The following is a 26980-nucleotide window of genomic DNA, read 5'->3' on the forward strand; positions in this document are numbered from 1 at the left end:
TCGCGCGCCGGCTTCTGGCGGCTGTGGCGGATGTTCAACGAACGGAAGTGGCCAACGACCGTGTTCGGCGTTGCCACCGCGCTGAAGCGCAATCCGGAAATCGTCGCCGCCATGAAGGAGGCAGACTGGGATATCGCCAGCCACAGCCTCAAATGGATCGAGCACAAGGACATGACCGACGCGCAGGAGCGGGCCGAGATCGCGGAAGCGATCCGCGTCCACACCGAAGCCACCGGTTCGCGCCCGCTCGGCTGGTACACCGGCCGTTCCTCGATCAACACCAACCGGCTCCTGATGGAAGAAGGCGGCTTCCTCTATCTCTGCGACTCCTATGCCGATGATCTGCCCTATTGGGTGAAGGGCGCGAGCGGCAAGCAGCTCATCATTCCCTACACGCTCGATGCCAACGATATGCGCTTCATCAACGCGCAAGGATTTGCCGAAGGCGAGCAGTTCTTCACCTACCTGAAGGATGCCTTCGACGTGCTCTACGCCGAAGGCGAGACCGCACCGAAGATGATGTCGGTCGGCCTGCACTGCCGTCTCGCCGGCCGTCCGGGCCGTGCCGCGGGCCTGATCCGTTTTCTCGATTATATCGGCAAGCACGAGCGCGTCTGGGTGCCGACGCGGCTCCAGATCGCGCAGCATTGGCACGACAAGCACGCGCATCTTGCTGCCGACGCATTCGAGATCGGGTGAGGACGCAATGTCGCAAATCTCGCTCGCTGATCTCAATGACGCAAGCAAGGCGGACTTTGTCGCCGCGCTCGCCAACGTCGTCGAATATTCGCCGTGGATCGCCGAGCAGCTTGCCGAACGGCGGCCGTTCGCCGGTATCAATCAGTTGCACGCCGCGCTGATGGCGGCGATCCAGAGCGCCGAGCCCGACGTCCAGTTGGCGCTGATCCGCGCGCATCCCGACCTCGCCAACAAGACCCAGCGCGCGGCGGGGCTCACCGCCGAGTCGAATGCCGAGCAGAACAGCGCAGGCCTCGACAGGCTGTCGGACGCCGAATATGCGGCGTTCGAGCGGGTCAACAACGCCTATCGCGCGAAATTTGGCTTTCCCTATATCGTCTGCGTGCGGCGCCACACCAAGGATTCCGTCCTGCGCGACTTCGAAACGCGGTTGCCCAACATTGTCAAAACCGAGATCCGACGCGCGATCGAGGAGATCGGCCGTATCTCCGCGTTGCGGCTGGATCAGCTCGTCACCGCCGATGACAAGCTCAAGGTGCACGGCCGGCTCTCGACCCATGTGCTCGACAATCACGCTGGCAAGCCTGCGTCCGGCATTGCGGTTGAGCTGGTCGAGCTCGCGAGCCTCGGCGAGAGCCGCGTCATCGCGCGCGCCGTTACCAACGCGGATGGCCGCACCGACCAGCCGCTGATCGGCGGCCGCCCGCTGCCGATCGGCCGCTACGAACTGCGCTTCAGCGTGGGCCAGTATTACGCCGAGCGCAGCGTGCCGATGTCCGATCCGCCGTTCCTCGACGAGATTCCGTTGCGCTTTGCGATCAGCGAACCCGAAGGCCACTATCACGTGCCGCTGCTGGTCACGCCCTGGAGCTACGCGACCTATCGCGGGAGCTAGGATCCAAACTTCCCGTGGAGCGCCGGGAACAGCCGGTCCGGCTTGAACGGCGTCGAGGTGACGCGGATGCCCGTCGCGTCCGCGATCGCATTGCCGAGCGCCGGCGCGACGGGGTTGTAGGGGCTCTCGCTCATCGACTTCGCACCCATCGGCCCGATCGAGTCGGACGTGTCGGCGAAGAGCACCTCGGTGCGCGGGACGTCGGCGAGCGAGGGCAGGTGGTAGTCGCGAAATCTCGGGTTGGTGACGCGGCCGTCCGCGTCGATCACCATCTCCTCGTAGAGTGCCGCGCCGAGCGCCTGTGCCACGCCGCCCTCGACCTGGCCGCGGCACTGTATGGGGTTGGCGACGCGGCCCGCATCCGCCGCCTGCACGCTGCGCAGAATCCTGAGCTCGCCTGTGGCCTTGTTCACGGCCACGCGAAACCCCTGCACATTGAACGCAACGGAGCGCGGCGTGCCGCTGGAATTGCCGGTGGCGGCGAGAGGGTGGCCGCGCTCGCGCGCAATCGCCGCCAGCTCCGCGAACGGCATTCGCCGGACGCCGCTGACGACACAGCCGTCCTCGAGTACGCAAGCCCTTGCATCGCAGAGCCAGGCGCCGGCAGCGGCGGTCTTCAGCTCGGCCGCAAGCTGCATGGCGGCGGCGTGCGTCGCCTTGCCGGCGACGAACGTGCCGGCACTGCCATAGGCGCCGGTGTCGTGGCCGCCATGGGCGGTATCGGACTGGCGCAGGCGAATTCCCTCGACAGTGGTTGCGAGCGCAGTCGCGGCGATCTGACGATGCACGGTGCTGGTACCGTTGCCGAACTCGGCGGTGCCGACGGTGAGGTCGAAGCCGCCGTCATCGCGCAGCGCGATCATGGCGTCAGCGATGTGGCCGGCCGGCGGCACCGTGTCGATCATGGTCAGCGCGATGCCTTCGCCGATCAGCCACTCCGGCGGCAGGTCCGTTTGCTGGCTATCCGCCTGCATCGCGCGCTCGACGAGATCGAGGCACTGATCGAGCCCGTAGGAGCCGTAGAACACGTCGTGATATTCGGATGGCGTCGGCGACAGCATGGGATCGCCGGGCTTGACGATGTTCCGGCGGCGCATGTCGTAAGGGCTGATGCCGAGCTGCATGGCCAGCTCGTCGATCGCGGCTTCCACCGCAAGCAGCGCCTGCGGCAGGCCATAGCCGCGAAACGCGCCTGCCGGCACCGTGTTGGTGTACACGGCGACGCCGTCGACCTTCTTGTTCGGGCAGTTGTAGACGCTGATGCTTTCCGCCGCCGCGTGGAATAGCACGGGACCTGCATGATTGCCGTAGGCGCCGGTGTTGGAGAGCACGTCGAGCTGCAGCGCGGTCAGCTTGCCGTTCGCGTCCGCGCCGGCCTTGATGTGAACCCGCATCGGATGCCGCGTCGAGGTCGCGATGAACTGCTCCTCGCGGGTGAGCTCGAGCTTGACGGGGCGCGTCGTCTTCAGGGCGGCGAGCGCCAAAATGTCCTCGACGAACATCTCCTGCTTGCCGCCAAAACCGCCGCCGACGCGCTCGCAGAACACCCGGACCTTGTCGGCGGGAAGGCCAAATATGTCCGACAGCGCGCGCCGGGTCAGGAACGGCACCTGTGTCGAGGAGCGGACGTTGAGCACGCCGACCTCGTCCAACCAGGCGAGGCCGCCATGGGTCTCCAGCGCCGCATGCTGCACGCGCTGGGTCGTGAATGTGTCCTCATAGGTGACGGCGGAGGCGGCCAGGGCGGCGGCGACGTCGCCGAATTCGCCGTGCGTCTCCGCGACGATGTTGCGCCGGGCGTTGGCGACGCGATTCTCGGTTGTCCGGTCAGGATGGACGATCGGCGCGCCCGGTGCCATCGCCTGCTCAGGATCGATCACAGCGGGCAGGATGTCATACGCGACCTTCAGCCGGCGGCACGCTTCTTCCGCGGCGGCTTCCGTCTCGGCGACGACCGCGGCGACCTTCTGCCCGATGAAGCGGACAACGTCGTCGAGGATGCGCGTGTCATCCGGGTCCATCCAGTCCTTCTCATGCCGCGCCGTCGAGAACAGCGCCGACGGCGCGTCCTCATGCGTCAGCACCGCATGCACGCCGGGAACGTTCAGCGCCTCAGATTTGTCGATCGCGACGATTTTGGCGTGCGCATGCGGCGAGCGGAGCAGCTTGATGTGCAAGAGGCCGTCGATCGTGGTGTCGAAGGTATAGTGCGCCGCGCCGCGCACGACGTCCGGGCCGGCGGGCGCCGGCAGGCTGCGGCCGAATGCGGCGCCGGGCTCGACGGTCTCGTCGATGTTGTTCCTGCCGTCGAGTGCGTCTTCGATCGAGCGATAGCCCGTGCAGCGGCAGATGTTGCCCTTCAGTGCGGCGCCGAGATCGGTGCGTTGCGCCTGGTTCAGCGAGGCGCATGTGAGGATCATGCCGGCGGTGCAGAAGCCGCACTGGAATCCCTGCGCGTCGATGAAAGCCTGCTGCATCGGATGCATGCCGGCTTCCCCGCCAAGTCCTTCGATCGTGGTGACGACACGCCCGTCGGCGCGGAAGGCCGGGATCAGGCAGCTATGCACCGGCTCGCCGTCGAGCAGTACGGTGCAGGCGCCGCAATCACCGGCATCGCAGCCCTTCTTCGCGCCGAAATGGCCGAGCTCGCGGAGGAACGTGCGCAGGCATTGGCCGGCACGGGGCGTTTGCGAGAACGGGTTGCCGTTGATCTCGAAGCTCATGGCCGCGCCATATCAAGCAATTCGCCACGGATTTCTTCGGCGAGGCGCAGCGTCATGTGCTTGCGCCAGAACGGCTTGCCGTGGATGTCGGCGTGGTACAGCTCCTCGGTAATCTGCTGCTCGATCGCAGCGTGGAGCGCGCTCGGATCGGGCGGTTTTGCGAACGAGAGTTGGATCGGACGCACCGTCGATGCGGTCACCGTCAGCGTCAGCGTGCCGTCGGCGTCGCGGCTGCCGATCAGAAGCGCCGCCGAACGGCCGACGGGCGTCAGCGAGATCTGGCGAAAGGCCGAGCGGCGCTTCAGCGCGGCAAGCGGGATATCGATCTGCCGCAGCAGGTCGCCGGGCGTCAGGCGGTTGTGCTGGTTGCCGGTGACGAACTCGACGACGGGAATCTTCTGTTCGCCGCCGCCCGCCTTCCAGATAGTGCAGACACCGTCGAGCGCGCTGGTGAGCGAGATCATCGGTCCCGCCGGCAGCGACATGCAGAGATTGCCGCCCACGGTCGCCGTCTTCCAGATCTTGAAGGAGGCGAGGAAGGCGCGGCAGCACTGGTTGATCAGCGGCGCCGCGATCCAGCCGGGCGGGCAGACGAGAGCATCGAGCTGTGCGATGGTGCATGTGGCCGATATCGTGAGGTGTGTATCGGTGATCGTCAGTGCCGGCCATTTCAGATCGGTGAGATCTATCAGTCGCGTCAAATGCGTCTGCGGTTCCGAGAACAGCCATGTGCCGCCCGCGAGCCAAGCATCGCCTGCCGTCCAAACGGGCAGCTGGGCGCGGCTCCCGGGATGGGCCACAGTCGTGATGGTATTCAAGTCCATGGCTACGCCAGCCTCGACCGGATGCATTACCTACGGGAAAGTCTTGCAAGACCAGCGCCAAGTCGCAACAACAAGTAGCAACATCGACGCAGCTCTGGCTGGCCCCTGCCTTGCAGGCCCGTCGTCAGCGGACGCGAGGAGAAACGGATCATGACCGACGCAAAGCCGATCTGGATCAGGGATCCCCTGGCCATCCTCGCCGACGGCGCCGAGCGCGGGATCGTGATCAGGGATGGCCGGATCATCGAACTCGTGCCGGCGGGCGGCATGCCTGCGACCGCGGATGTCGCTGTGTTCGACGCGGGCGAGCACGTCGTTCTGCCCGGCCTCATCAACACGCATCACCATTTTTACCAGACGCTGACGCGGGCGCTGCCAGCGGCGATGGATCGGGAGCTGTTTCCCTGGCTCCAGGCGCTCTATCCGGTCTGGGCCAAGCTGACGCCGGAATCGCTGGAGCTCGGCGTCACCGTGGCGATGTCGGAGCTCCTGCTCTCGGGCTGCACCACCACGACGGATCATCACTACGTATTTCCGGCCGGCCTCGAAGATGCCGTCGACATCGAGGTTGCAGTGGCGAAACGGCTGGGCGTGCGGGTGCTGCTCACGCGCGGCTCGATGAACCTGTCGCAGCGCGATGGCGGCCTGCCGCCGGACAGCGTCGTGCAGGACGAGGACACGATTCTCGCAGATAGCGCGCGTGTGGTGGCAAAACATCACCAGCGCGGTGCGGATGCGATGGTGCAGATCGCGCTGGCGCCATGCTCGCCCTTCTCGGTGACGACGTCGCTGATGCGCGCGACCGCTGATCTCGCCGACAAGCTCGACGTCCGCCTCCACACTCATCTCGCCGAGACCGAGGACGAGAACAAGTTCTGTCAGCAAATGCATGGCTGCCGTCCGCTCGACTATCTCGAGCAGTGCGGCTGGCTCAACGCACGGACCTGGCTCGCGCACGGTATCTTCTTCAACGCCGACGAGATGAAGCGGCTCGGCAAAGCGAAGACCACCATCAGCCATTGCGCCTGCAGCAACCAGCTTCTGGCATCCGGCTGCTGCCCGGTGTGCGAGATGGAGGAGGCCGGCGTCGAGATCGGACTCGGTGTCGATGGTTCCGCGTCGAACGATGCGTCCAACCTGATGCAGGAGGTGCGGGCGGCGTTCCTGCTGCAACGGGCGCGCTACGGCGTGATGAAAGTCAGCCACAAGGATGCGCTGCGCTGGGCGACCAGGGGCTCGGCGGCCTGCGTCGGCCGCCCCGAGCTCGGCGACATCGCCGTCGGCAAGGCGGCCGACCTTGCGCTATTCAAGCTCGACGAGTTGCGCTTCTCTGGCCACGGCGATCCGCTGGCCGCGCTCGTGCTGTGTGGCGCGCACCGGGCCGACCGGGTGATGGTCTCGGGCAAATGGGCGGTTGTCGACGGCGCGATACCGGGACTGGATGTTGCGGATCTCATCCGCCGCCACAGTGCCGCGGCGCGGGCCATGCAGGCCGGATAGAAAGAGGGGGCAACCACAAGTGCCGGGTGCTTGTGGCTACCCCCTCCGAACCTCCTCCGGGAGGAGCAGGTAAATTTCCTAAAGCAAGAAGCGTGCTACTTGCCCGGAAGCTTGTCGTCGATGCCCTTGACGTAGAAATTCATGCCGAGGATCTGGCCGTCGTCGAGGTGATCGCCGCCCTTGCACTCGACCGCCTTGCCGTCCTGCCCAACGACCGGGCACTTGAACGGATGCAGCTTGCCGGCGGTGATCGCGGCCTGGGCATCCTCCGCCATCTTCTTCACGTCGTCAGGCATGTTGGTGTACGGCGCCATCGCGAACATGTGGCTGTCGAGCCCGCCCCAGCTGTCCTCGGACTTCCAGGTGCCGTCGAGCTCGGCCTTGACGCGGGCGATGTAGTAGGGGCCCCAGGTGTCGAGGATCGAGGTCAGCTGCGTCTTCGGTCCGAACTTGATCATTTCGGAATCCTGACCAAAGGCGAGCTTGCCGCGCTCGCTGGCGATCTGCATCGCCGCGGGCGAATCCGTGTGCTGCATGATGATGTCGGCGCCCTGGTCGATCAGCGCCTTGGCAGCGTCGGCTTCCTTGCCGGGATCGAACCAGGTGTTGGCCCAGATGATCTTGACCTTGATGTTCGGGTTGATGGTTTGCGCCGCCAGCATCGTCGCGTTGATGCCGGAGACGACCTCCGGAATCGGGAACGAGCCGATATAGCCGAGCACGCCGGACTTCGACATCTTGGCCGCGATCAGGCCCTGGATGTAGCGGCCCTGGTACCACTTGGCCGAGTAGGTCGACATGTTCTTGTCGCGCTTGTAGCCGGTGGCGTGCTCGAAATGCACGTTCGGATATCTCTTCGCGACCTTCAGCGTCGGATCCATGTAGCCGAACGAGGTGGTGAAGATCAGCTTGTTGCCGGCGCGGGCGAGCTGCTCGATGGCGCGCTCGGCGTCGGGACCTTCGGGAACGTTCTCGAGATAGGTCGTCTCGATCTTGTCGCCGAGTTCCTTCACCAGCGCCTGGCGCGCCAGCTCGTGCTGATAGGTCCAGCCGAGATCGCCGATCGGACCGAGATAAATGAAACCGACCTTCAGCTTGTCGGCGGCGGAGGCTGCACCGACGCTACCGGCAAGCAGAAGCCCGGCAGCCAGCGCAAGAAGTGTTTTCCTCATCATCAATCTCCAAACAGTCGGGGAAAGCCACGATCCGCAACATGCGCGCCCCATCGCGCACGCTGCGGAAAAAAGCTCAGCGGTCCGGCACGAACACGGTGCCGAGTGCGGCCGGCGCAGTCGAGCCGCCGGTGCGCGCGCGGGAGAGCAGGACCAGAACGATGACGGTCGCAAGGTATGGCAGCGCCGACATGAATTGCGAGGGTATGCCGACGCCCCAGCCCTGCGCGTGCAGCTGCAAAATCGTCACCGCGCCGAACAGATAAGCACCGACGACGAGCCGACCCGGACGCCAGGACGAGAACACGACCAGCGCCAGCGCGATCCAGCCGCGGCCGGCGGTCATGCCGGGAATGAAGAACGGCGTATAGGCGAGCGGCAGATAGGCGCCGGCAAGCCCGGCGCAGGCGCCGCCGAACATCGCGGCAAGCGTGCGGATGCGCAGCACCGGATAGCCGAGCGCATGCGCGGAGACGTGATTGTCGCCGCAGGCGCGCAGGATCAAGCCCGGCCGCGTGCGGTACAGGAACCACCAGACGCCTACGATCAACGCCAGCGAGAGATAGACGAAGGCATCTTCGCCGAACGGCACGTGGCCGATCAGCGGGATGTCGGTGAGGCCGGGAATGTAGAGGTGCGCCGCCGGCGTGATGCGCTCACCGACGAAGCCGGCACCGATCAATCCGGAGAGGCCGATGCCAAGGATGGTCAGCGCAAGGCCCGTCGCGACCTGGTTGACGGCGAGCCCGAGCGCCATCAGCGCAAAGACCAGTGACATCAGCGTGCCCGCGGCGATGCCGCAGAGCGCGCCGATTAGAATCGAGCCCGTCAGCCAGGCGCCGGCAAAACCGCAGGCGGCGCCCATGATCATCATGCCCTCGACACCGAGATTGAGGACGCCGGAGCGCTCGGTGACGAGCTCGCCGGTTGCCGCGATCAGGAGCGGCGTCGAGGCGGCGAGCACCGACAGGATGATGGCTTCAACCAGTTCCACGGGCCACCTGACGGTTCGGAAACACCAGCCGGAATCGGTAGAGAATGAGGGAGTCGCAGGCGAGTACGTAGAACAGCAGAATGCCCTGGAAAACCTTGGTGACATCCAACGGGATCTTCATTGCGATCTGCGCCTGCTCGCCGCCGATAAAGGTCAATGCGAGGAAAAGGCCTGCAATTAATATTCCAATCGGGTTCAGTCGGCCGAGGAAGGCGACGATGATCGCGGTAAAGCCGTAGCCGGGCGAGATGCCGGGCTGGAGATGCCCAACCGGGCCCGCGACCTCGATGATGCCGGCGAGGCCCGCCAGCGCGCCTGAGACCGCGAAGGTCAGGATGACCAGCTGGTTGGCATTGAAGCCGCCGAACCGCGCCGCGCGCGGCGCCGCGCCGACCATACGGATCTCGAATCCCTTGATGGTGCGCCCGAGCAGGATCGCCGCTGCCGCGACGACCAGCAGCGCGATGATCGAACCGAGATGCAGCCGGCCGCCGTCGATCAGGAGCGGGACCGTCGCGACGGGATCGAATTCCGCCGTGGTCGGGAAGTTGAAGCCGTGCGGATCGCGCCAGGGACCGCGCACGAGGTAGTCGAGGAAAAGGTCAGCGACATAGACCAGCATCAGGCTGGTGAGGATTTCGCTGGCGCCGAACCTCACCTTGCAGATTGCCGGGATCAGCGCATAGAGCGCGCCCGCGGCTGCAGCGAGCAGCAGCATGGCCGGCAGCACCCAGGCGCCGGCGTCGGTGCCTTGCGTCTTCACTGCGATCCAGCTTCCGGCGACCGCGCCGATGAGGAATTGCCCTTCGGCGCCGATGTTCCAGGCATTGGCGAGATAGCAGAGTGACAGCCCGATCGCGATCATCACCAGCGGCGTCGCCTTCACCGCGATCTCCTGAAGTGAATAGCCATCGGTCAGCGGTGCGATGAAATAGGCATCAAGCGCGAGCAGCGGATTCTTGCCCAGGATCGCGAACAGGATCACCATGGTCACGATCGTCAGCCCGATCGCAATCAGGGGCGAGATCAGCGCGATCGTGTTGGAGCGCTCGGCGCGCTTCTCAAGCACCAGCTGCATGCGCGGCCTCCTTCGGCTCGAGACTGCTGCCGCCCATCAACAGGCCGAGTTTTTCGCGCGTGGCTTCGCGGGTGGGCAGCGGCACCGACAGGCGTCCGTGGAACATCACCGCGATGCGGTCGGTGATTTCGACGAGCTCATCGAGGTCCTGGCTGGTTACCAGAACGGCTGCGCCCGCTGCCGCCAGATCAAGCAGCGCCTGGCGGATGACCGCGGCGGCACCGGCGTCGACGCCCCAGGTCGGCTGGTTCACCACCAGCACCGCCGGGTTGCGCAGGATCTCGCGGCCGACGATGAATTTCTGCAGATTGCCGCCGGAGAGGCTCGCGGCTTCCGGATCACGCTTGGCCTTGCGCACGTCGAACGTCTCGGTCGCTTTGTCGACCGTCTCCAGCGTCGCTGCGGTGTCGATGAAGCCGTGACGAACCATGCCGCTTGCGGCGTGACCGGTGAGCAGCGCGTTCTCGGACAATTTCATGCGCGGCGCGGTGCCGTGGCCGAGCCGCTCCTCGGGCACGAACGCCGCGCCCAGCTTGCGCCGCCCGGTGATCGAGAGATGGCCGGCGGCGATGCCCTCGATCACCACCGTGCCCGGGTCCTTCGATAGTCGTTCACCGGAGAGCGCGGCGAACATCTCGTCCTGACCGTTGCCGGCGACGCCGGCGATGCCCAGGATTTCACCGCCCTTCAGTTCGAACGAGATATGGTCGAGCCGCACTCCGTGCGCCTCGGCTGGCGCCATCGAGAGGTCGTTGACGACCAGCCGCGGCACCGTGGTCTGNGGCCCGCCGCGGCCTTCACCTCCTTGATCTCGCTGCCCACCATCATGCGCGCGAGCGAGGCCGCGGTCTCGAGCCGAGGGTTGCATGTTGCAACCTTCCTGCCGCCACGCAGGATCGTGGCGGTGTCGCAGAGCCGCTTCACCTCGTCGAGCTTGTGGCTGATGTAGAGGATGGCGCGGCCTTCGGCCCTGAGCCGTTCCAGCACGGTGAAGAGCTGATCGGCTTCCTGCGGCGTCAGCACCGCGGTGGGCTCGTCCAGGATCAGGAATTTCGGATCCTGCATCAGTGCGCGGACGATCTCGATGCGCTGGCGTTCGCCGACCGACAATTGCCAGACCTCGCGCCGGGGATCGAGCGGAAGGCCGTAGGTCTTCGACACCTGCTCCAGCCGCGCCGACATGTCCTTGAAGGATTCCTTGCCGTCGAGGCCGAGCGCGACATTCTCCGCGACCGTGAGATTGTCGAACAGCGAGAAATGCTGGAACACCATCCCGATGCCGCGGCTGCGCGCTTCCGACGGACCGGACAGGACGATCGGCTGCCCCTGCCAGCGGATTTCGCCCGCGCTGGGCTGGATCAGCCCATAGATTGCCTTGACCAGCGTCGACTTGCCGGCGCCGTTCTCGCCGAGCAGCGCGTGAATCTCCCGGGGCCAGATATCGATGTCGATGGCGTCGTTGGCGAGGAAATCGCCATAGCGCTTGGTGAGCCCGATCGTCCCGAGCAGCGGTGGTTCGCCGGAATGCAGGCCATTGGGCGTCGGATCTAACATGCGCTACACGCTTGGATGGAGTGAGGTGCCTCAATTGTGGGCCAGTTTGAACCGCCGCGTAAGGTGTGAAAAAGCGTCATCCCTTGCTCAACGCTTCGGCAGGCACTGGCGTTCGTGAGTCGTGTCCATGTCAGGGCGTGGCAAGCGCCGCAGTCGTCGTCTGGACGGCTGCCGCGATCGCCGCAAGGACAGCGCCTGTTGCAAATTTGTGACGGTTCAAACCAAATCGGAACCCGCTGTGCAGGCTTGACGAGAAGTTGAGCAGCAGCACCGTGATCCCTGTATGCAACGCCACGACGCGAATGCGATCGCCGCATCGCGCGATCGATGCGTCGTGTGACGCGGAGAAAAGCCCAGCAATACCAAACGGGAATGTCTGGCAATGACCGCGCACTCCGCGCGCGCAGGCTGCGCTCGCGACCCCCGCAAAATCCAATATGGAGAGCTGCGTGCTGCCGAAACATACGGCACGCCATGGAAAAAGATGAGGCTTCTCACTCCGGGAGATAGGCGCAAGTGTCGCAAGGGCGTTCATTTCGGTTTGTCAAAACATGGGGGTATTGAGGATGTCGTTTCGTCTCAAGGCAATTGCAGCAACGGCGCTGACAATTGCTACGCTGGCCAATGGCGGCCTGGCTCAGGCGGCGGATCTGCCGGTGAAGGCAGCAAAGAAGGCCCCGGATCTTCCGTTCTTCCTCGTGATCGACAACCGCGTGACGTTCTCCTGGATGCCGAAGGGCACCGATCCCGGCATGTGGAGCGTCAATCCGAACGGCAGCATCAACGGCACCACCGCCAAGCAGGTCTATTCCTTCACCCACTTCGACCTTTGGGCCTACGGCACCAACTTCTTCACCATCTCGATGTTCAAGTCGGGCCACAACGACCCCGCGTCGCCCTGTACCGCGCCGGGCGTGACCATCACCGGCGGTGCCGGCGACTGCGCGGGCGCCACCGAAATCTACGGCCTGTTCCGCTCGACCTTCGGCTGGAACGAGCTGTTCAACACCAAGGCCTTCACCATGGGGCCGCTGCACAACATCTCGTTCGAAGTCGGTATGGACGGCAACAGCGAGAACACCTTCCTCGCGCCGGCCAAGCGCGACGTCGTCGCCGGTCTGCAGTTCGCCTTCGACCTTCCCTACAAGGGCTACATCAACGTCGCGCCGTTGATGTACTGGGAGTTCTCGAACCACAACGCCTTCACTCAGTGCGGCCTGTTCGGACCGGGCGTGCCGGGCGTGACCTGTAACTCCGACGGCAATGTCAGCTACAACCCGACCTGGGCCGTCGAAATCAATTACTACATGGACCTCGGCTTCGTGCCGCCGAGCATGCAGTTCTGGTCGATCAGCGGCCGCGCCGGCTGGTACGGCCCGAAGGGCGATTCGAACAGCCTACCTGCGCTCTCGGGTGTCGGGCGCTTCTCCACGGCGTCAAAGACCGAGCTGAACAGCGAGCCGATCCGTTTGACCTTCGACGCTTCGAAGGCGGCCTGGGGTGACAAGTACTCGCACTTCGTCGACCTCTGGGTTGCCTATCGCTACTGGCAGAACAAGTTCGGCCTCGACCACAACGCCATGCCTGGCGTCTGCACGGTCGCCGCGACCGGCCAGAGCACGAAGAGCTGCACGGAATCGACGGTCTATGGTGGTATCACTGTAAAGTTCTGATCGGCGGAAGGGCGCTCAGAAGGATGGCGTCGCGCGGGAATGCGCGGCGCCATCCTGCTTTCTTCACCTCGCTCCGCTTGCGGGGAGAGGTCGAATTCGAGCAAAGCTCGAATTCGGGTGAGGGGAGTCTCCGCGAGTCCAACTCTCACCGCGTTTGCGGAAGCAGCCCCTCACCCCAACCCTCTCCCCGCAAGAGCGGGGCGACGGAACGTACCTTGCATGGCGGCCTATTTCGTCCACACGCCCTCGTGCAGCGCTTCGGCCTCGTCTTCGAGCAGCGGGCCGACAACCTCCGTCGGTCGCTGGCCGCTGGTAAAGACTTCGCGGCACGGCAGGTCGAGCGTGGGATTTTCGGGATGGTTGCCGGTGAGGCCGCGCAGGCGGTGCTCGCCGAGGCCGTAGACGACGCGGCCGATGCCGGCCCAGTAGATCGCGCCGGCGCACATGGCGCAGGGCTCGGCGGAAGAATAGAGCGTGGCTTTCGCCAGCACCTCGCGGCTGAGCGTGCGGCAGGCCTGCGTGGCCGCCAGGCGTTCGGCATGCGCAGTGCCGTCGTGCTCGGGCATGTAGCCGTTCTCGGTCTCGATCAGCACGTTGCCGTCCGCATCGACCACGACGCAGCCAAACGGATGGTTGCCATGGGTGAGGGAGCGGCGGGCGACCGCGAAGGACAAACGCAAGAAGTGCTGGTCGCGTTCCGAGGCGCCGCTCATCGATGCTCCGCGGTCAATGTCCCGCCATGTGACGGCCGACCACCGTCAGATCGGCTTCGCTGGTTCGTGCTTCATACACGAATTCGCCGTGGAACATGACCACCAATCGGTCGGACAGCTCGAGCAGTTCGTCGAGGTCCTCGCTGACCAGCAGCACGGCGGCGCCGCGATTGCGCGCGGCCATGATCTCGGCGTGGATCTGCGCCACCGCCGCGAAGTCCAGGCCGAAGCAGGGATTGGCGGCGATCAGCACCTCGACGTCGCCGGCGAGCTCGCGGGCGAGCACGGCGCGCTGCACGTTGCCGCCCGACAGCGCCGAGATCGGCATCTCCGGCGTGCGGGTCTTGATCTTGTACTGGCCGATCTTCTTCTTCGCGTCGTCGCGGAAGGCGCTGCGGTTGAGCCACCAGCCGGCGCTGGCGAAGGGCTGACGGTCGAATTCGCGGAAGGCGATGTTGTCGGCGACGCTCATGCCGCCGACGCAGGCGTTTTTTAGCGGCTCCTCGGGCAGGAGCGACATCCTGTGTCGGCGCATCTCCTCGCGGCTGGCGTGATAGGGATCGCCGGCAACGCGGATCTCGCCGCTCTCGGCCTCGCGCTGACCAGCGAGGACCTCGACGAGCTGGCGCTGGCCGTTGCCGGAGACGCCGGCGATGCCGACGATCTCGCCGGCACGCACCGTGAGTGAGACGTCATGCACGGCGATGGCGCCGGCATCGTCGAGGGCGCGGATCTTCGCCAGCTCGAGCCGCGCCTTCCCGGCTTCGCCGGTGCGCGGCGGCTGCACCGTCAGCTCCTCGGCGCCGATCATGGTGCGCGCCATCGCATCCGGCGTCAGCTCGGAAACCTTGCCGGCTCCGGCGAGCTTGCCGCGGCGCAGGATGGTGACGTCGTCAGCGAAGGCCATGACCTCGCGGAATTTATGCGTGATCATCAAAATGGTCAGCTCGCCCTTGACCACCATGTCGCGGAGCATGCCGAGCACCTCGTCGGCCTCCGCGGGTGTCAGCACCGAGGTCGGCTCGTCCAGAATCAGGAAGCGGCGCTTCAGGTAGAGCTGCTTGAGTATCTCGCATTTCTGACGTTCGCCGGCGGAGATGTCGGAGACCCTTGCGCCAAGCGGCACCTTGAAGGGCATGCGGGCCAGGAACACCTCGAGCTCCTTCATTTCCTTGGGCCAGTTCACCACGGCCGGCACATCGTCGCGCGCCAGCACGAGATTTTCGGCGACTGTCATGGCCGGCACTAGCGTGAAATGCTGGTAGACCATGCCGAGGCCGAGCGCGTGGGCATCCTTCGGATTGCTGATCGCCTGCTCGCGGCCGCCGACGAGGATGTCGCCCTCGGTCGCATGGTAGTAGCCCATGATGCATTTGACGAGTGTCGACTTGCCGGCGCCGTTCTCGCCAAGCAGCGCGTGGAAGGAGCCCGGGCGCACCTTCAGCTCGACATTGTCCAGCGCCAGGAAGTCGCCGAAGCGCATGGTCATGGCGATGGCGTCGACGCCGAAGGCGCCCGATGGCGGGGGCGTCTCGCCGATGATCACGAGATCGCTCCGATCAGGGCATCGGAGGTCGACACCGCGCCGAACACGCCGCCCTGCATCTTGATCATCTTGAGCGCGTGATCGTGGTTGCTCTTGTCGGTCGCGCCGCAGCAGTCGTGCAGCAGCACGCATTCAAAGCCGCGATCATTGGCCTCGCGCATGGTGGTGTGGACGCAGACGTCGGTGGTGATGCCCGCGAGCACGACGTTCTCGATGCCGCGCACGCGCAGGATCAGCTCCAGGTCGGTGGCGCAGAACGAGCCCTTGCCGGGCTTGTCGATGACGGGCTCGCCCGGCAGCGGCGCCAGCTCCGGGATGATCTCCCAGCCGGGCTCGCCGCGCACCAGGATGCGGCCGCAGGGGCCGGGATCGCCGATGCCGGCGCCGATCTGGCGCGAGCGCCAGCGCTTGTTGGCGGGCAGGTCGGAGAGATCGGGGCGGTGGCCTTCGCGGGTATGGATGATGTGGAAACCCTGCTTGCGCATCACGGCGAGCAGTTTCTTGATAGGCTCGATCGGCGCCCGCGTCAGCGAGAGATCATAGCCCATCTTGTCGACATAGCCGCCGACGCCGCAGAAATCGGTCTGCATGTCGATGATGACGAGTGCGGTGTTCGCAGGGCAGAGGTCGCCGTTGTAGGGCCAGGCGTAGGGCTCGGACTTGACGTAGCGCTCGGGCATGGACGACCTCGTTGATGCGCAGGATTACCGTGTGATCGAGAGTTCAGCGGGGGCACCGGTCAGCGTCCGCTTCGGCGAGCAAGTGATGATCATGATCGCCAGCGTCAGGATGTAGGGCGCGGCGTTGAAGAGGTGATAGCCGGAGGTGACGCCGACCGACTGCAGCGCCGGGCCCAGCGCCGCGGCGCCGCCGAAGGCGAGCGAGGCCCACAGGCAGAGCAGCGGATCCCAGCGCGCGAAGATCACCAGGGCCACGGCCGTGATGCCCTGGCCCGACGACAGGCCCTCGTTCCAGCTTCCGGGATAGAACAGCGACAGGAAGGAGCCACCGATGCCGGCGAGGAAGCCGCCGACCATGGTCGCGCGCAGGCGGATCAGCAGGACGGAGTGGCCCATCGCGCGCGCGGCATCGGAGCTCTCGCCGGCCGTGCGGATCAGGAGGCCCCAGCGCGTGGTGCGGAAGGCCCAGTAGAGAACTGGTGCGAGGGCGACGCCGATCAGGAAGAGGACGTTGACGCGGAGTGCCGCGCGCACCTGCGGGATATCACTCCACCAGCCGAAATCGATCGCCGGCAGGCGCGGCGCGGTGGGCTCGATCAGCGGTTTGCCGAGATAGAAGGCAAGCCCGGTGCCGAACAGCATCAGGGCGATGCCGACCGCGACGTCATTGACGCGCGGCAGCGAGCAGATGCCGGCATGCAGCGCCCCCAACAGCGCGCCGGTGATGCCGGCCGCGAGCACGCCGAGCCACGGTGAGCCCGAGAGATAGGAGATGCCATAGGCGCTCATCGCGCCCATCACCAGCGTGCCCTCGAGACCGAGATTGATGCGCCCCGAACGCTCGGTGATGCATTCCCCTAGGCTCACGAACAGGAACGGTGTGGAGACGCGAATGGCGCCGCCGAGCACGGCGAGCGGCACGGTCCAGAGTCCGATCGATCCGTCTGCCATCTCAGGATTTTCCTTTGAGGAATCCGATGCGGCCGTAGAGCGCATCGCTGGCCAGCACGAAGACGAAGATGATGCCTTGGAGCACCAGCACGGACGCATCGGGCAAGCCAAGGCGACGCTGTAAGAGGCCGCCGCTGGCGCTGATGCCGCCGAGCAGGATCGCGACCGGGATGATCGCGAGTGGATTTTGCCGCGCCAGGAAGGCGACGAGGATGCCGGTGAAGCCATAGCCCGCGGCGAGGTTGGCGTTGGTGCGCCCCTGCACGGCCGCGACCTCGACCATGCCGGCGAGGCCCGCGGCGCCGCCGGCGAGGAAGCAGATGGTGAGAATGAGCTTGGTGACGCCGAGGCCGACGATCTTCGCGGCGCGGATGTTGCCGCCGGCAACCCGCGCGGCGAAGCCGAACACGGTGTGATAGATCAGGATATAGGCGGCGATGGCGGCGATCAGGCCGAAGACGAGGCCCCAATGCACATCGGTGCCGGGGATCGTGCCGATCATGTTGGCGGCGCCGATCTCGCGCGTCGACGGCTTGTTGAGGCTCGCGGGGTCGCGCATCGCGCCTTCGACGAGATGGTTGAGGATCGCGAGCGCGATATAGACCAGAAGCAGGCTCGAGATGGTCTCGTTGACGCCGCGATACTGGCGCAGCGCGCCGGACAGCATGATCCACAAGCCGCCGCCGATCACGCCGGCGCAGACCATGGCGATCTGGATCACGAGTGGTGGCAGGCCCTGAAGCGCGAGCGCGGCGCTGGTCGCCGACAGCGCGCCCATCAGCAGCGCGCCTTCGCCGCCGATGATGACCATGCCGAGCTGCGCCGGCAGCGCCGTGCAGAGCGCGGTGAGGATCAGGGGCGCTGCGCGCGTTAGCGTGTTCTGCCAGGAGAACCAGGTGCCGAAGGCGCCCTGGTACATGTAGAAGTAGAGATCGAGCGGGTTCTTGCCGAACAGCATGACAAAAACGCCGAAGACTGCGAGCGCGCCGACGACCGCCGCGCCCGGGATCAGGACGTATTCGATCGTACTGCCGTGGCGCTGGAGAAAGCCGGGGTCGGCGGCCGGGGCAACTGTCCCGACCGCCGCGGCAGAATCCGCCGTTTCCGTCGTCACGAAGTCGCTCCGAGCACGCCTTCGACGAGATAGTCCATCTTCTCGAGTTCGGGATCCTTCTGGCCGCGATCCGTGCCGGCTGCGATGACTGTCTTGCCTTTGTTGTCGAGCAGCGGTCCCTTGAAGATGGCGTAACCGTCGCCGCCCAGGAACTTGGCCTTGACGTCGTCGGCATGCTTGCGTGCCTCGGCGGAGACCGCCTCGCCATAGGGCGAGGTCTTGATGATCTCTTCCTTGAGACCGCCGCGATAGAAGTTCGGGATGCTCTCGCCGGCAGCGACCATCTTGACGAATTTTGGATAGAGCGCTTCCCAATTCCACTCCGCACCAGTGAGATACGCCTTCGGCGCGAGCGGCGACTGGTTGGTGTGATAGCCGCACACGAACGCGCCGCGTCGCGCCGCGTTCTCGACCATGGTCTTCGGACCGTCGACATGGCAGGTCAGCACGTCGACGCCCTGGTCGATCAGGCTGTTGGTGGCCTCGGCTTCCTTGACCGGCATCGACCAGTCGCCGGTGAAGATCACTTGCGTCGTGGCCTTTGGATTGGCGAGCTTGGCACCGAGCGTGAAGGCGTTGATGTTGCGCAGCACCTGCGGGATCGGTTTCGCCGCGACGAAGCCGAGCTTGCCGCTCTTCGAGGTATAGCCCGCGACGATACCGGAGATGTACTGGGCTTCGTCTATATAGCCAAAGTAGCTGCCGGCGTTCTTCGGGTCCTTGTCGGTCCAGAGGCCGCCGCAGTGCTCGAAGTGCAGCTTCGGGTATTTGTTGGCCATCTTGACCATGTGCGGATTGTAGTAGCCGAACGAGGTCGGGAAGAGCAGGGTGGCGCCGTCGAGATTGATCATGGACTCGATCGTCTTCTCGACCGCATCGGTCTCCGGCACCTTCTCTTCCTCGATGACCTTCAGGCCTGGAATCTTCTTCAGTGCTGCCGCGCCCTGCGCATGCGCCTGGTTGTAGCCGTAGTCGTCGCGTGAACCGACATAGATGAAGCCGATGGTCGTCTCGGCTGCGAAGGCCGGGCGGGCGCCGGCCGCCGCGCCGAGGGTGAGGGCCGCGCCGCCCTGCAACAAATGCCGTCGTGAAATCCTGCCAAAATCCATTGGTTGCTCCCTTGGCGGATGAACCGCCTAATCTCTGACGGCTGCGCCGGTCTGGCGGAGCCAAGACCAAGATGTCGCAAGCTTCGTGCCAGAGGCCATTTCGCGAGCAGTCGTAATTAAATTGATGATATTACAAGAAAATATCCTTCGTCCGAATCTTGGGCAGATGAATGCTTGTTTAATTTTTGAGCAGTATCGTTTAATTGTATGCAGTGAGTTGGGCAGCTTTGGCCGGTTTGTGCGTGTGCATCACGTTAGCTGGACGGTCTCCCTACCGCGCCAACCATGCTAACCAGTCCCCGACTGGTCGGGCGCCGGCCCCTCTTCGCTGGCACCGAACTTGTATCGATTGTCATTGGGACTGCTCCTAGGCGCGCGGTCCCCTAGGATGGAAAGCTCGACCGTGATGGGTGCTGGTACCGCCGTTCAGGATGCATCACTCGGCGAGGAGATCGCGCGCCGCATCAACGAGCTGGGTGCGATCTCGGAAGACGCCGACAAGCTCACCCGCATCTATCTCAGCAAGGAGCTGCGCGCGGCCGCAGACCTCATCCTGACCTGGATGCGCGAGGCCAGCATGAGCGCGCATCTCGACGCGATCGGCAACGTCTGCGGCCGCTACGAGGGCGCGCGGCCGGGCGCGCCATGCCTGATGCTGGGCTCGCACTACGACACTGTGCGCGACGCCGGCAAATGGGACGGTCCGCTGGGCGTGATCACCGCGATCTCCTGCGTCGCCGACCTCAACCGTCGCGGCAAGCGGCTGCCGTTCGCGATCGAGGTGATCGGCTTTGCCGACGAAGAGGGCGTGCGCTTCGCCTCGACGCTGCTGGGCAGCCGCGCGGTGGCCGGCACTTTTGATGACAGCGTTCTGAGCGCGCGCGACCGTGACGGCGTCTCGATGCGGGATGCGCTCGTGCAGTTCGGCCTCGATCCGGATCATATCGGCGCGGCTGCGCGGACGCGGCGCGAGCTGCTAGCCTATCTCGAGCTGCACATCGAGCAGGGCCCGGTGCTGGAAGCGCAGCACCTGCCTGTCGGCGTGGTCACCGCGATTGCGGGGGCGACGCGGCTGGCCGCACGGCTGACGGGCATGGCCGGTCACGCCGGAACGGTGCCGATGGCGCTGCGGCGCGACGCGCTGGCGGGCGCAGCCGAGTGCATCGGCGCGATCGAGCAGTTCTGTCGCACCGATGAGGGCGGGCTGGTCGGCACCGTCGGCTACATCCAGGCGAGGCCGGGCGCGACCAATGTCATTCCGGGCGAGGTGTCGTTCACCATCGACATGCGCGCGCCGACCGACATGCACCGCAAGCTTGCGGTCGCCGATGTCGTCAGGCAGATCGAGGCGATCGCAAAGCGCCGGCAACTCGCGTTGCAGCTCGACGTCACCCACGAGAACCGCACTGCGCCTTGCGCGCCGTGGCTGAAGGCGCAGATCGCCGAGGCGATCGGAGCCGAAGGCTACCGCGTCTTCGAGCTGCCAAGCGGCGCCGGCCACGACGGAATGGCCATGATCGATATCGCCGATGTCGCCATGATCTTCGTCCGCTGCCGCGGCGGCATCAGCCATCATCCCGACGAGCACGTCGAGCTGGCCGACGCCGATGCCGGTGCCCGCGTGCTGCTCAGGGTGATCGAGAACTTCCGGCCGCGGGAAGGGCATGCCGGCGCGGGTTGACAATGGCCGCAGGTCACGATCCCGCAAGATACCGGGTAGAGAGACGAATCAAGCCTGTTTAGGGTACTGACGGCCAGCCTTCGAAATCACGCGACATCATTCGATCACGCATATGAACAGCGATATTTCCTTTCCATCAGATAGCGGAAACCGATTTTACCACGGTGTGGCTGCGACCTGGGTCGCCAACGCCATTCAGGCGGTCAATTTTCTCGGTGATCGATTTCTGAGAAAGCCGTATCATTTGTCGTCAGCAATCGACGACCTTTACCGGTCCTCGATGGACAAAGCCTTTTCCCTGACCGAGTCCTTTCTCGTCACGGGGGCGCCGCACGCATCCGCATATTACCCGCGCGACTTCGCCTGGTTCTATCCCGACGTTCTCGATCCCGAAACCATCATGGATTCGCAGGATGCGATCCGGCGCGTTCGCTTGCTCGAAAAGAGTGTCCGCCTGATGCTGGAGGCGGTTCGCGCCAACGTCGTCACGACGACGATCGTCCCGGCAGGACGTGCTCGCTATCTTGGCGTGAACTATTTCTCGCGACCCTCGGATACGCTGCTGGGCATTCTTGCCAGTCTACAACAGATGATAGGTGCCGACCAGAGAGCGTCGTCCTATCTGGCTATGTCGCAATGCGCCCATGCCGGCCGTCTGTTGCTGGCGGAATACGGTGTCGACCTGAAACGGGCGATATTGCAGCTCGCAAGTGAGCTGCAGCCATTCGATGATGACGGAGCCAGGTATCTGCTTTGTGACGTCACCGCACCTCGCTCTGCGGCAACGGACACCCGCGCCGAACGAAGGCGTTTTGTGACCAACGCGTGCGTCTACACGACGTTTGTGTGGGGCGTGCAACTCGGAGTCATCGACAGATACGAGCTGAAGCCGCTGCTCGGGCGCGAACTCTCACAGTACAAGCAGGACCTTCTCCGCCTGTTCGGCAAGGGCGGCTACGTCAGGCATTCCCTGGATGGCCCGCCAGGTTCGCCGGCATCTTCCGTCGCCCTGGATTTCGTCAATGTGCACCACGGGTTTTGGGATCTGAGCGAGGCGAGCGAACGCGCGCTGTTCGCGGCCACGACGGATCTGATCATCGCCGAACCGCGGTTTCGCATACCCGGGACATTCCACTTCCTGGTGTCGGCGGATAATCCGCGGAACAAGGTGATCCACAAGATTGCGGCTCCCGCCTACCAGGGGCGTTCCTCCTGGCCGACGTTCAACGTCGAATTTGCCGATCGCATGCTGGACTACGATGAATTTTCAGGCCGCGATATCTACCGCTCCTACGCCCAAGGGATACTGAAAGACATTCGTACTGCGACCGAGGTCCACGGCGGATACCAGGAGCTGCTGTCGGAAGAAGGCCTGAAATATCGCACGTGGGCCTATAAGGGCGCCGTGGCTCACTCCTGGTTTCCGCGCTTCCTTTCCGTCTGGAGAAGGGCGTACGGAACGCCGCTGCTCCATTGGAACGACTGAGGCCGTAGACAGCAGCGGCTCGACCACGCGCCACTCGAAGTCTGTCGGATCGTATCGGCTCATGCCGCTGTTGAAAATGATGCTGGTGCTGGGAGGGCGGGAGAAACCCCTTTGCTCCTCTCGGAGCCCCAGCTGATCCCCTCGCCAAGTCTTACCTCCCGGCATGGCTGAGAGCACCAGCTCCATCAGCTCAGCCCACGCAAGCTTATGGGTTTACAACCTAACTAAGTAGTCATCTGGAATGCAAGTTCCATCACACAAATGGAGCGCTGGGACCTCTGAAGGAGAGCGCTCGTGGCAAATGCAGGTGTGAGAGGACGGCCGATCGCGCCGTTGGTGCTGAGTCAGCCGGAGCGGACCTAATTGGAGAGGCAAGTTCGTCGTCCTCGTGTTGCCCGGTCGCTATCTGAGCGGTGCCGCGCGATCCTGCGGTGTGTGGATGGCCTGCCAAGCAAGTCCGTGGCTGCCGAACTTGGCCTCCATGAACACACCGTTGGCAAATGGCGCCGACGATTTTGAAGGATCGCTGCGATGGTCTGTTTGACGAGGCCCGCCCTGGCCGCCCTCGCACCATCAACGACGATCAGGTTGCCGCGGTGATCGAACGAACGTTGCGGACGACGCCAGCCGACGCGACGCATTGATCGATCCGCTCGATGGCTGCGGAAACTGGCTTTTCCAACACCACGATCCGCCGAATGTGGGCGGCGTTCAGAGAACGAACAAACCTTAACTTTGACATGTTCATCGCATCATTGGGGAACTGATGTGCTCGTTGCAGAGATGGCTTTTGACAGGAAGATCATGCCTTACAATTTGGCACAACGAATCTTGGTGACTGGTGGCTCTGGGTTCCTTGGCTCACACCTCTGCGAGCGCCTGCTGGCAAACGGTGCGGAAGTCCTTTGCGTGGACAATTTCTTCACCGGCACGCGAGGTAATGTCGAACATCTTCTCGACCATCACCGCTTCGAACTCCTGCGCCATGATGTAACATTCCCGCTCTACGTTGAGGTCGATCAGATATACAATCTCGCCTGCCCGGCCTCGCCCGTGCATTATCAGCACGACCCGGTTCAGACGACCAAGACCAGCGTGATCGGCGCGATCAACATGCTCGGACTGGCCAAGCGGCTCAAAGTGAGCATCCTGCAGGCATCAACCTCCGAAGTTTATGGTGATCCCACAGTACACCCTCAAACTGAGGATTATTGGGGCAATGTTAACCCAATCGGGCCCCGCTCTTGCTACGATGAAGGCAAACGCTGCGCTGAAACTCTGTTCTTCGATTATCGACGCCAACATCGGCTAGCCATTAAAGTCGCGCGCATTTTCAACACTTATGGCCCGCGCATGCATCCCAACGACGGGCGCGTGATCTCGAATTTCATCGTTCAGGCGCTCCGTGGGCACGACATTACGATTTACGGCGACGGTTTGCAGAGCCGGGCGTTCTGCTACGTAGACGATCTGATCGATGGCCTGATGCGCCTGATGCAGTCATCTGACGACGTCACCGGCCCCTTGAATTTAGGCAATCCCAATGAAGTCACGATGCGCGAACTCGCGGAACTGACTATCGAATTGACCGGTTCTCGCTCGAACGTCGTTCATCGCCCGCTTCCGCAGGATGACCCGCGACAACGCCAGCCTGACATTTCACACGCCAATGCGCTGCTTGGGTGGGCGCCGCAGGTTTCGCTTCGGCAAGGTCTCGCACGCACGATCGCGTATTTTGAAGGTGTGCTCACGGGTTCTGCGCGCGAGCCGTCTCGCAGTCACGCGGCTAGTTCGGACGCACGAAGGCTGGAGCGTGCGGTTCCAGGATAGCAGCAGGTTTAGCTCATCGACCAGGCGCGCTAAGGAGCGATCTGTCTCACTTCCATATGGAAGAGCTCGGACCAGACACCCGCGCGCGGAGGCCTTCGCTGGAGTTGCACCGCCTTGCGCGAGCGCGCCGCTGCTCCAGCGACAGCTGTATGGCCGGCCCGTCCTGGACGTGAACCATATCAGCTATCGCGTTTTCGAGCAAAGTCGATGCCGGTTCGCGTAAAGAAAACGCGTTAAGACAAGAGCCCAGAGCTTTGGCTCCGGTTCAACCAGAACCGAAAATGCTCTAGACGCCGCCCGCTGGGCTCATCATCGCAAGGTGCCGGAGATCGCTTTCGATCCCGACTGGGCGAAGCACGCGAAGGCTGCTCCCTTCAAGCGCAACGACGCCATGCGCTGCCGATCGGTGTTCTGGTCGCGCCAGGCTCCGGTATCCAGGCCAATCTCGCTGACAAGGCGCGCCGGCTCGGCATCCCGGTCTGGAAACTCGGCAAGAGCGGCGCGTGAGCGCCGCTATGCGCGTCGGCCGCACAGGTAACCGACACATTCTAGGCGCCAGCGCACGTCACACAAATACATCGCTGCAGGCCGTCCGAGGTAAACCGCGCTGGTGGCGTTCCCCGAACGGCCTGCTCATCGGGCAAGCGCCGTGAGCAGGTTTGCGGCGCAGCCCGAGCAACTTGGCGCTGAATCAAATGGACGCCAACTTCTTCACGCAAAGTTCTTGCCGGTAGCGACCCTTCGTCCACATTACCGACAGATTACGGGCACAACCCTGATGAACCCGTTCAATGCAAAGTCGTTGGTTTTCTGTGCGAGATCCATCAAAAATTTCTTGGCAATGGTCGCACGTTAATGCGCGGCAGCAACACTTCGTCGTTCGTGTACGAAACGGAGTTGCGGATGCCCTCGTTCAAGAGATTGTTGCCGCCGAAGCCGACGGGTCTCCTAGCCCTGCTTGCGTCCCGGTCGGCTCTCTACGAACGACGTGGCGCGAAGCCGCGCCAGGTTGCGGCGCTTTCCACGAGCGGGAGCTTGTGCAGGCCGAGGATGTTCGCCCGCCCAGATATATGACGCGATAAGTGCGACGTCGCGCTCGCTGTGCGGTGTATATCGATGGTTCAACGGTGCTGACGCGGCGTCACCATTTGATCAAAATCGCGCCGCAATGAAATCAAGAACGACTCCGGATACGTCATCCTGTCTTCATCTCCAAAGCGGATGCGTTTGTCCAAAATGAGGGACACAGGATGTCGCGATCTTATCTGAACCGCCATCTGAAGATGATGCGCTTCATGGGCTTCCGGCAATGCCCAAACTGCAAGGAGTGCCTGTTTGCTGCAGAGGGCGCACAGTTCTTCGACGGGGTTTGCATCAACCTCTGCTGGCGCTGTGACGCCTGCGGCCATGCTTTTAGCACCAACGTCGATTCGCGTGGTCGCACGACACGATCGGTCGCTGCCTGACGATCCGTACATGATCGCAGAAAGTGTTGACGACATGCGGACCGCAACGGAAACGTGGTTGGATCAGTTCACTATGCGCTTGCGTTCAATAGTCGGAGCGCGTCGACCCCTGATCCGTCGCTCTTGCTGATTTGAACTGCGCAATCCTCTACTTTCCGCTGTAGACCAATCAGCACGATGCCTCCGATCACCAGGGTCACGGCCACACCATCGGAGGCGCAGGCCTCCCGGATTGCCGCTTTACGAATTTTTGCGGCCGCTCCGGTGCGCTGATCAGAATTCGCCGTGCAAGCGTCCCGAAACGATCGAAACCGGTCCGCGATCGGCGTTGTAGGCGGGGTTCGCGCGCAATTGGTAATCGAATGTCAACGTCGTCCAGTTGTTGAGCTTCCAGGCGTAGTAGGCCTCGAGGATTCGCTCTGGGCTGTAGTTGAACCGCCCGTCACCCATCAGCAGGCCTGTGCCGCCGGCGATAAGGAAATCCCGGTGCACGGCGGAAAGTCCGTTGAAGGCGCCACCGATGCCGATCGTATCGTCGGAGCGTCCCCAATAGCTGCCTTTGATCGATAGGCCGCCGGATAGGCTGCGGTCGATATCCGTAAACGACAGGATCTGGTTCTGGCCGTCGTTCCAACTCGCGCGGGCAAACAGCCCGACGTCCTTGACGATCTGCTGTTCGAGGTTAGCGTAGAAGCCGTACTTCCCGCGGTCGCGCTGATTGGCTGCGGTGATGTCGTTGATGCTGAACGCGGGATTGGCGGCCGCGATCGCGAGCACCTCACGGTAGCTTGCGGTATTGCCGCAGTTGTAGAACGCACCAAGGCGCAGCTTACCGGGCTGATCGGCGATGTTGTGCCGTTCCTCGAATTCGACCACGGTGCCACCAGTCTTGAAGGTGAGCACGTCGCTGTTGGGCGCCGATGGCGCTTGGAACAGTCCGACGCGCACCGCCCAATCCTTGCGGTTGAGATCGACAACGGCGCCACGCGTATAGCCAGGCAGGTCAGCGGGGAAGTCGTAGGCTGCTGACGACCATATCGCCCAGTTCATGAAGTCCGCGCGCGGGTCTTTTGCATAAGCGTTGCCGTCGAAGAAGTCGCCGACCGCAAAGCGGCCGACGATGACGGTAAGGCGATCGATGTCGCGTGCCAGCAAGTTGGTTTGGCGTGTCGGCGACGTCCTCCAATTCTCCGCCGAGTCCGAACGTCTGCTTGAGATAGTAACGCTGCGCTCGAATCTTCAGGAAGGGGGCGCCTGCCTTCTGCGCTTCACCGTTGGAGAAGCCGGCAAGG

Annotated in this window: 22 protein-coding genes and 3 pseudogenes; 9 read left to right on the plus strand and 16 right to left on the minus strand. The window is 64.0% G+C overall.

The annotated features are described in order from the left end of the window. On the plus strand, positions 1 to 699 hold a 699-nt coding region (locus tag AYJ54_RS09605; protein ID WP_063698649.1), incomplete at its 5' end, for a polysaccharide deacetylase family protein. A gap of 7 nt (positions 700 to 706) precedes the next feature. After that, positions 707 to 1594, plus strand: coding sequence for a 2-oxo-4-hydroxy-4-carboxy-5-ureidoimidazoline decarboxylase (uraD, locus tag AYJ54_RS09610; protein ID WP_063698651.1), 888 nt, complete (start codon positions 707 to 709; stop codon positions 1592 to 1594). Here uraD and AYJ54_RS09615 read toward each other — a convergent pair. Both AYJ54_RS09615 and AYJ54_RS09620 read right to left on the minus strand, forming a co-directional pair. Further along, positions 1591 to 4317: a molybdopterin-dependent oxidoreductase gene (locus AYJ54_RS09615; RefSeq protein ID WP_063698652.1), complete on the minus strand. Its 2727-nt coding sequence runs from the start codon at positions 4315 to 4317 to the stop codon at positions 1591 to 1593. The two genes, uraD and AYJ54_RS09615, sit on opposite strands and share 4 nt — an antisense overlap. Further along, positions 4314 to 5141 (minus strand): FAD binding domain-containing protein, encoded by an 828-nt coding sequence (locus tag AYJ54_RS09620; protein WP_063698727.1) that lies wholly within the window; start codon positions 5139 to 5141, stop codon positions 4314 to 4316. Before AYJ54_RS09620 ends, AYJ54_RS09615 begins: the two co-directional genes overlap by 4 nt. A 150-nt stretch (positions 5142 to 5291) precedes the next feature. On the opposite strand from AYJ54_RS09620, the gene AYJ54_RS09625 reads away from it, so the two are divergent. Then, entirely contained in the window at positions 5292 to 6641 is a 1350-nt protein-coding gene (locus AYJ54_RS09625; RefSeq protein ID WP_063698654.1) for an 8-oxoguanine deaminase, read from the plus strand. Positions 6642 to 6736: 95 nt separating this feature from the next. On the opposite strand, the gene AYJ54_RS09630 is transcribed toward AYJ54_RS09625, so the two are convergent. The 6 genes and pseudogenes from AYJ54_RS09630 to AYJ54_RS09650 all read right to left on the minus strand — a co-directional run bounded on the left by AYJ54_RS09630 (position 6737) and on the right by AYJ54_RS09650 (position 11974). After that, on the minus strand, positions 6737 to 7813 hold the full coding sequence (locus tag AYJ54_RS09630) for a BMP family ABC transporter substrate-binding protein (protein WP_063698656.1): 1077 nt from the start codon (positions 7811 to 7813) through the stop codon (positions 6737 to 6739). Between the two features lie 76 nt (positions 7814 to 7889). Then, positions 7890 to 8807, minus strand: a complete 918-nt coding sequence (locus tag AYJ54_RS09635) for an ABC transporter permease (RefSeq protein WP_063698658.1) — start codon at positions 8805 to 8807, stop codon at positions 7890 to 7892. Then, positions 8794 to 9885 (minus strand): ABC transporter permease, encoded by a 1092-nt coding sequence (locus AYJ54_RS09640; RefSeq protein WP_063698660.1) that lies wholly within the window; start codon positions 9883 to 9885, stop codon positions 8794 to 8796. Before AYJ54_RS09640 ends, AYJ54_RS09635 begins: the two co-directional genes overlap by 14 nt. Beyond that, positions 9869 to 10666, minus strand: a 798-nt coding sequence (locus tag AYJ54_RS52155; protein WP_245328954.1) for an ATP-binding cassette domain-containing protein, incomplete at its 5' end; no start/stop codon positions are given. The genes AYJ54_RS52155 and AYJ54_RS09640, both read right to left, overlap by 17 nt. A gap of 1 nt (position 10667) precedes the next feature. Continuing rightward, positions 10668 to 11439: pseudogene (locus AYJ54_RS52160) on the minus strand (ATP-binding cassette domain-containing protein); the annotation flags it as partial. 130 nt (positions 11440 to 11569) lie between these two features. After that, the gene (locus AYJ54_RS09650; RefSeq protein WP_136623572.1) at positions 11570 to 11974 is read right to left on the minus strand and encodes a hypothetical protein; all 405 of its coding nucleotides are present in this window, start codon (positions 11972 to 11974) and stop codon (positions 11570 to 11572) included. Between the two features lie 31 nt (positions 11975 to 12005). Between AYJ54_RS09650 and AYJ54_RS09655 the strand changes: the two genes are divergently transcribed. After that, positions 12006 to 13112 (plus strand): hypothetical protein, encoded by a 1107-nt coding sequence (locus tag AYJ54_RS09655; protein WP_063698664.1) that lies wholly within the window; start codon positions 12006 to 12008, stop codon positions 13110 to 13112. A 227-nt stretch (positions 13113 to 13339) separates the two neighbouring features. On the opposite strand, the gene AYJ54_RS09660 is transcribed toward AYJ54_RS09655, so the two are convergent. The 6 genes from AYJ54_RS09660 to AYJ54_RS09685 are packed head-to-tail and all read right to left on the minus strand — an operon-like array spanning position 13340 to position 19225. After that, entirely contained in the window at positions 13340 to 13825 is a 486-nt protein-coding gene (locus AYJ54_RS09660) for a nucleoside deaminase (protein ID WP_063698666.1), read from the minus strand. A 13-nt stretch (positions 13826 to 13838) separates the two neighbouring features. Then, the gene (locus tag AYJ54_RS09665) at positions 13839 to 15371 is read right to left on the minus strand and encodes an ABC transporter ATP-binding protein (protein WP_063698668.1); all 1533 of its coding nucleotides are present in this window, start codon (positions 15369 to 15371) and stop codon (positions 13839 to 13841) included. Continuing rightward, a complete protein-coding gene (gene biuH / locus AYJ54_RS09670) occupies positions 15368 to 16051 on the minus strand; it encodes a biuret amidohydrolase (protein ID WP_063698670.1) in 684 nt (227 codons plus the stop codon). The genes AYJ54_RS09665 and biuH overlap by 4 nt, the downstream gene beginning before the upstream one ends. Before the next feature lie 24 nt (positions 16052 to 16075). After that, on the minus strand, positions 16076 to 17002 hold the full coding sequence (locus AYJ54_RS09675; RefSeq protein ID WP_063698671.1) for an ABC transporter permease: 927 nt from the start codon (positions 17000 to 17002) through the stop codon (positions 16076 to 16078). Between the two features lies 1 nt (position 17003). Beyond that, a complete protein-coding gene (locus AYJ54_RS09680) occupies positions 17004 to 18116 on the minus strand; it encodes an ABC transporter permease (protein ID WP_063698673.1) in 1113 nt (370 codons plus the stop codon). Beyond that, positions 18113 to 19225: a BMP family ABC transporter substrate-binding protein gene (locus tag AYJ54_RS09685; RefSeq protein ID WP_063698675.1), complete on the minus strand. Its 1113-nt coding sequence runs from the start codon at positions 19223 to 19225 to the stop codon at positions 18113 to 18115. The genes AYJ54_RS09680 and AYJ54_RS09685 overlap by 4 nt, the downstream gene beginning before the upstream one ends. Before the next feature lie 406 nt (positions 19226 to 19631). Between AYJ54_RS09685 and AYJ54_RS09690 the strand changes: the two genes are divergently transcribed. From AYJ54_RS09690 to AYJ54_RS52165, 5 genes and pseudogenes are all read left to right on the plus strand, one after another. After that, positions 19632 to 20906 carry an allantoate amidohydrolase gene (locus AYJ54_RS09690; RefSeq protein ID WP_063698728.1) on the plus strand — a complete coding sequence of 425 codons (1275 nt, stop codon included), beginning with the start codon at positions 19632 to 19634 and terminating at the stop codon, positions 20904 to 20906. Positions 20907 to 21018: 112 nt separating this feature from the next. Next, positions 21019 to 22392 carry a hypothetical protein gene (locus AYJ54_RS09695; protein ID WP_063698677.1) on the plus strand — a complete coding sequence of 458 codons (1374 nt, stop codon included), beginning with the start codon at positions 21019 to 21021 and terminating at the stop codon, positions 22390 to 22392. 363 nt (positions 22393 to 22755) lie between these two features. After that, a pseudogene (locus AYJ54_RS09700) lies at positions 22756 to 23105 on the plus strand (helix-turn-helix domain-containing protein); the annotation flags it as partial. Positions 23106 to 23196: 91 nt separating this feature from the next. After that, positions 23197 to 24222 carry a UDP-glucuronic acid decarboxylase family protein gene (locus tag AYJ54_RS09705; protein ID WP_082905577.1) on the plus strand — a complete coding sequence of 342 codons (1026 nt, stop codon included), beginning with the start codon at positions 23197 to 23199 and terminating at the stop codon, positions 24220 to 24222. Positions 24223 to 24508: 286 nt separating this feature from the next. After that, positions 24509 to 24729 (plus strand): annotated as a pseudogene (locus AYJ54_RS52165) (hypothetical protein); the annotation flags it as partial. A 614-nt stretch (positions 24730 to 25343) separates the two neighbouring features. Here the strand turns inward: AYJ54_RS52165 and AYJ54_RS49125 are convergent. Together AYJ54_RS49125 and AYJ54_RS52170 are read right to left on the minus strand one after the other, a co-directional pair. After that, positions 25344 to 25631 (minus strand): hypothetical protein, encoded by a 288-nt coding sequence (locus AYJ54_RS49125; RefSeq protein ID WP_136623574.1) that lies wholly within the window; start codon positions 25629 to 25631, stop codon positions 25344 to 25346. Between the two features lie 330 nt (positions 25632 to 25961). Beyond that, positions 25962 to 26843, minus strand: a complete 882-nt coding sequence (locus tag AYJ54_RS52170) for a carbohydrate porin (RefSeq protein WP_283808644.1) — start codon at positions 26841 to 26843, stop codon at positions 25962 to 25964. Positions 26844 to 26980: the final 137 nt, after the last annotated feature.

Origin of the sequence: Bradyrhizobium centrolobii (assembly GCF_001641635.1) — a bacterium.
Classification (GTDB): Bacteria; Pseudomonadota; Alphaproteobacteria; order Rhizobiales; family Xanthobacteraceae; genus Bradyrhizobium; species Bradyrhizobium centrolobii.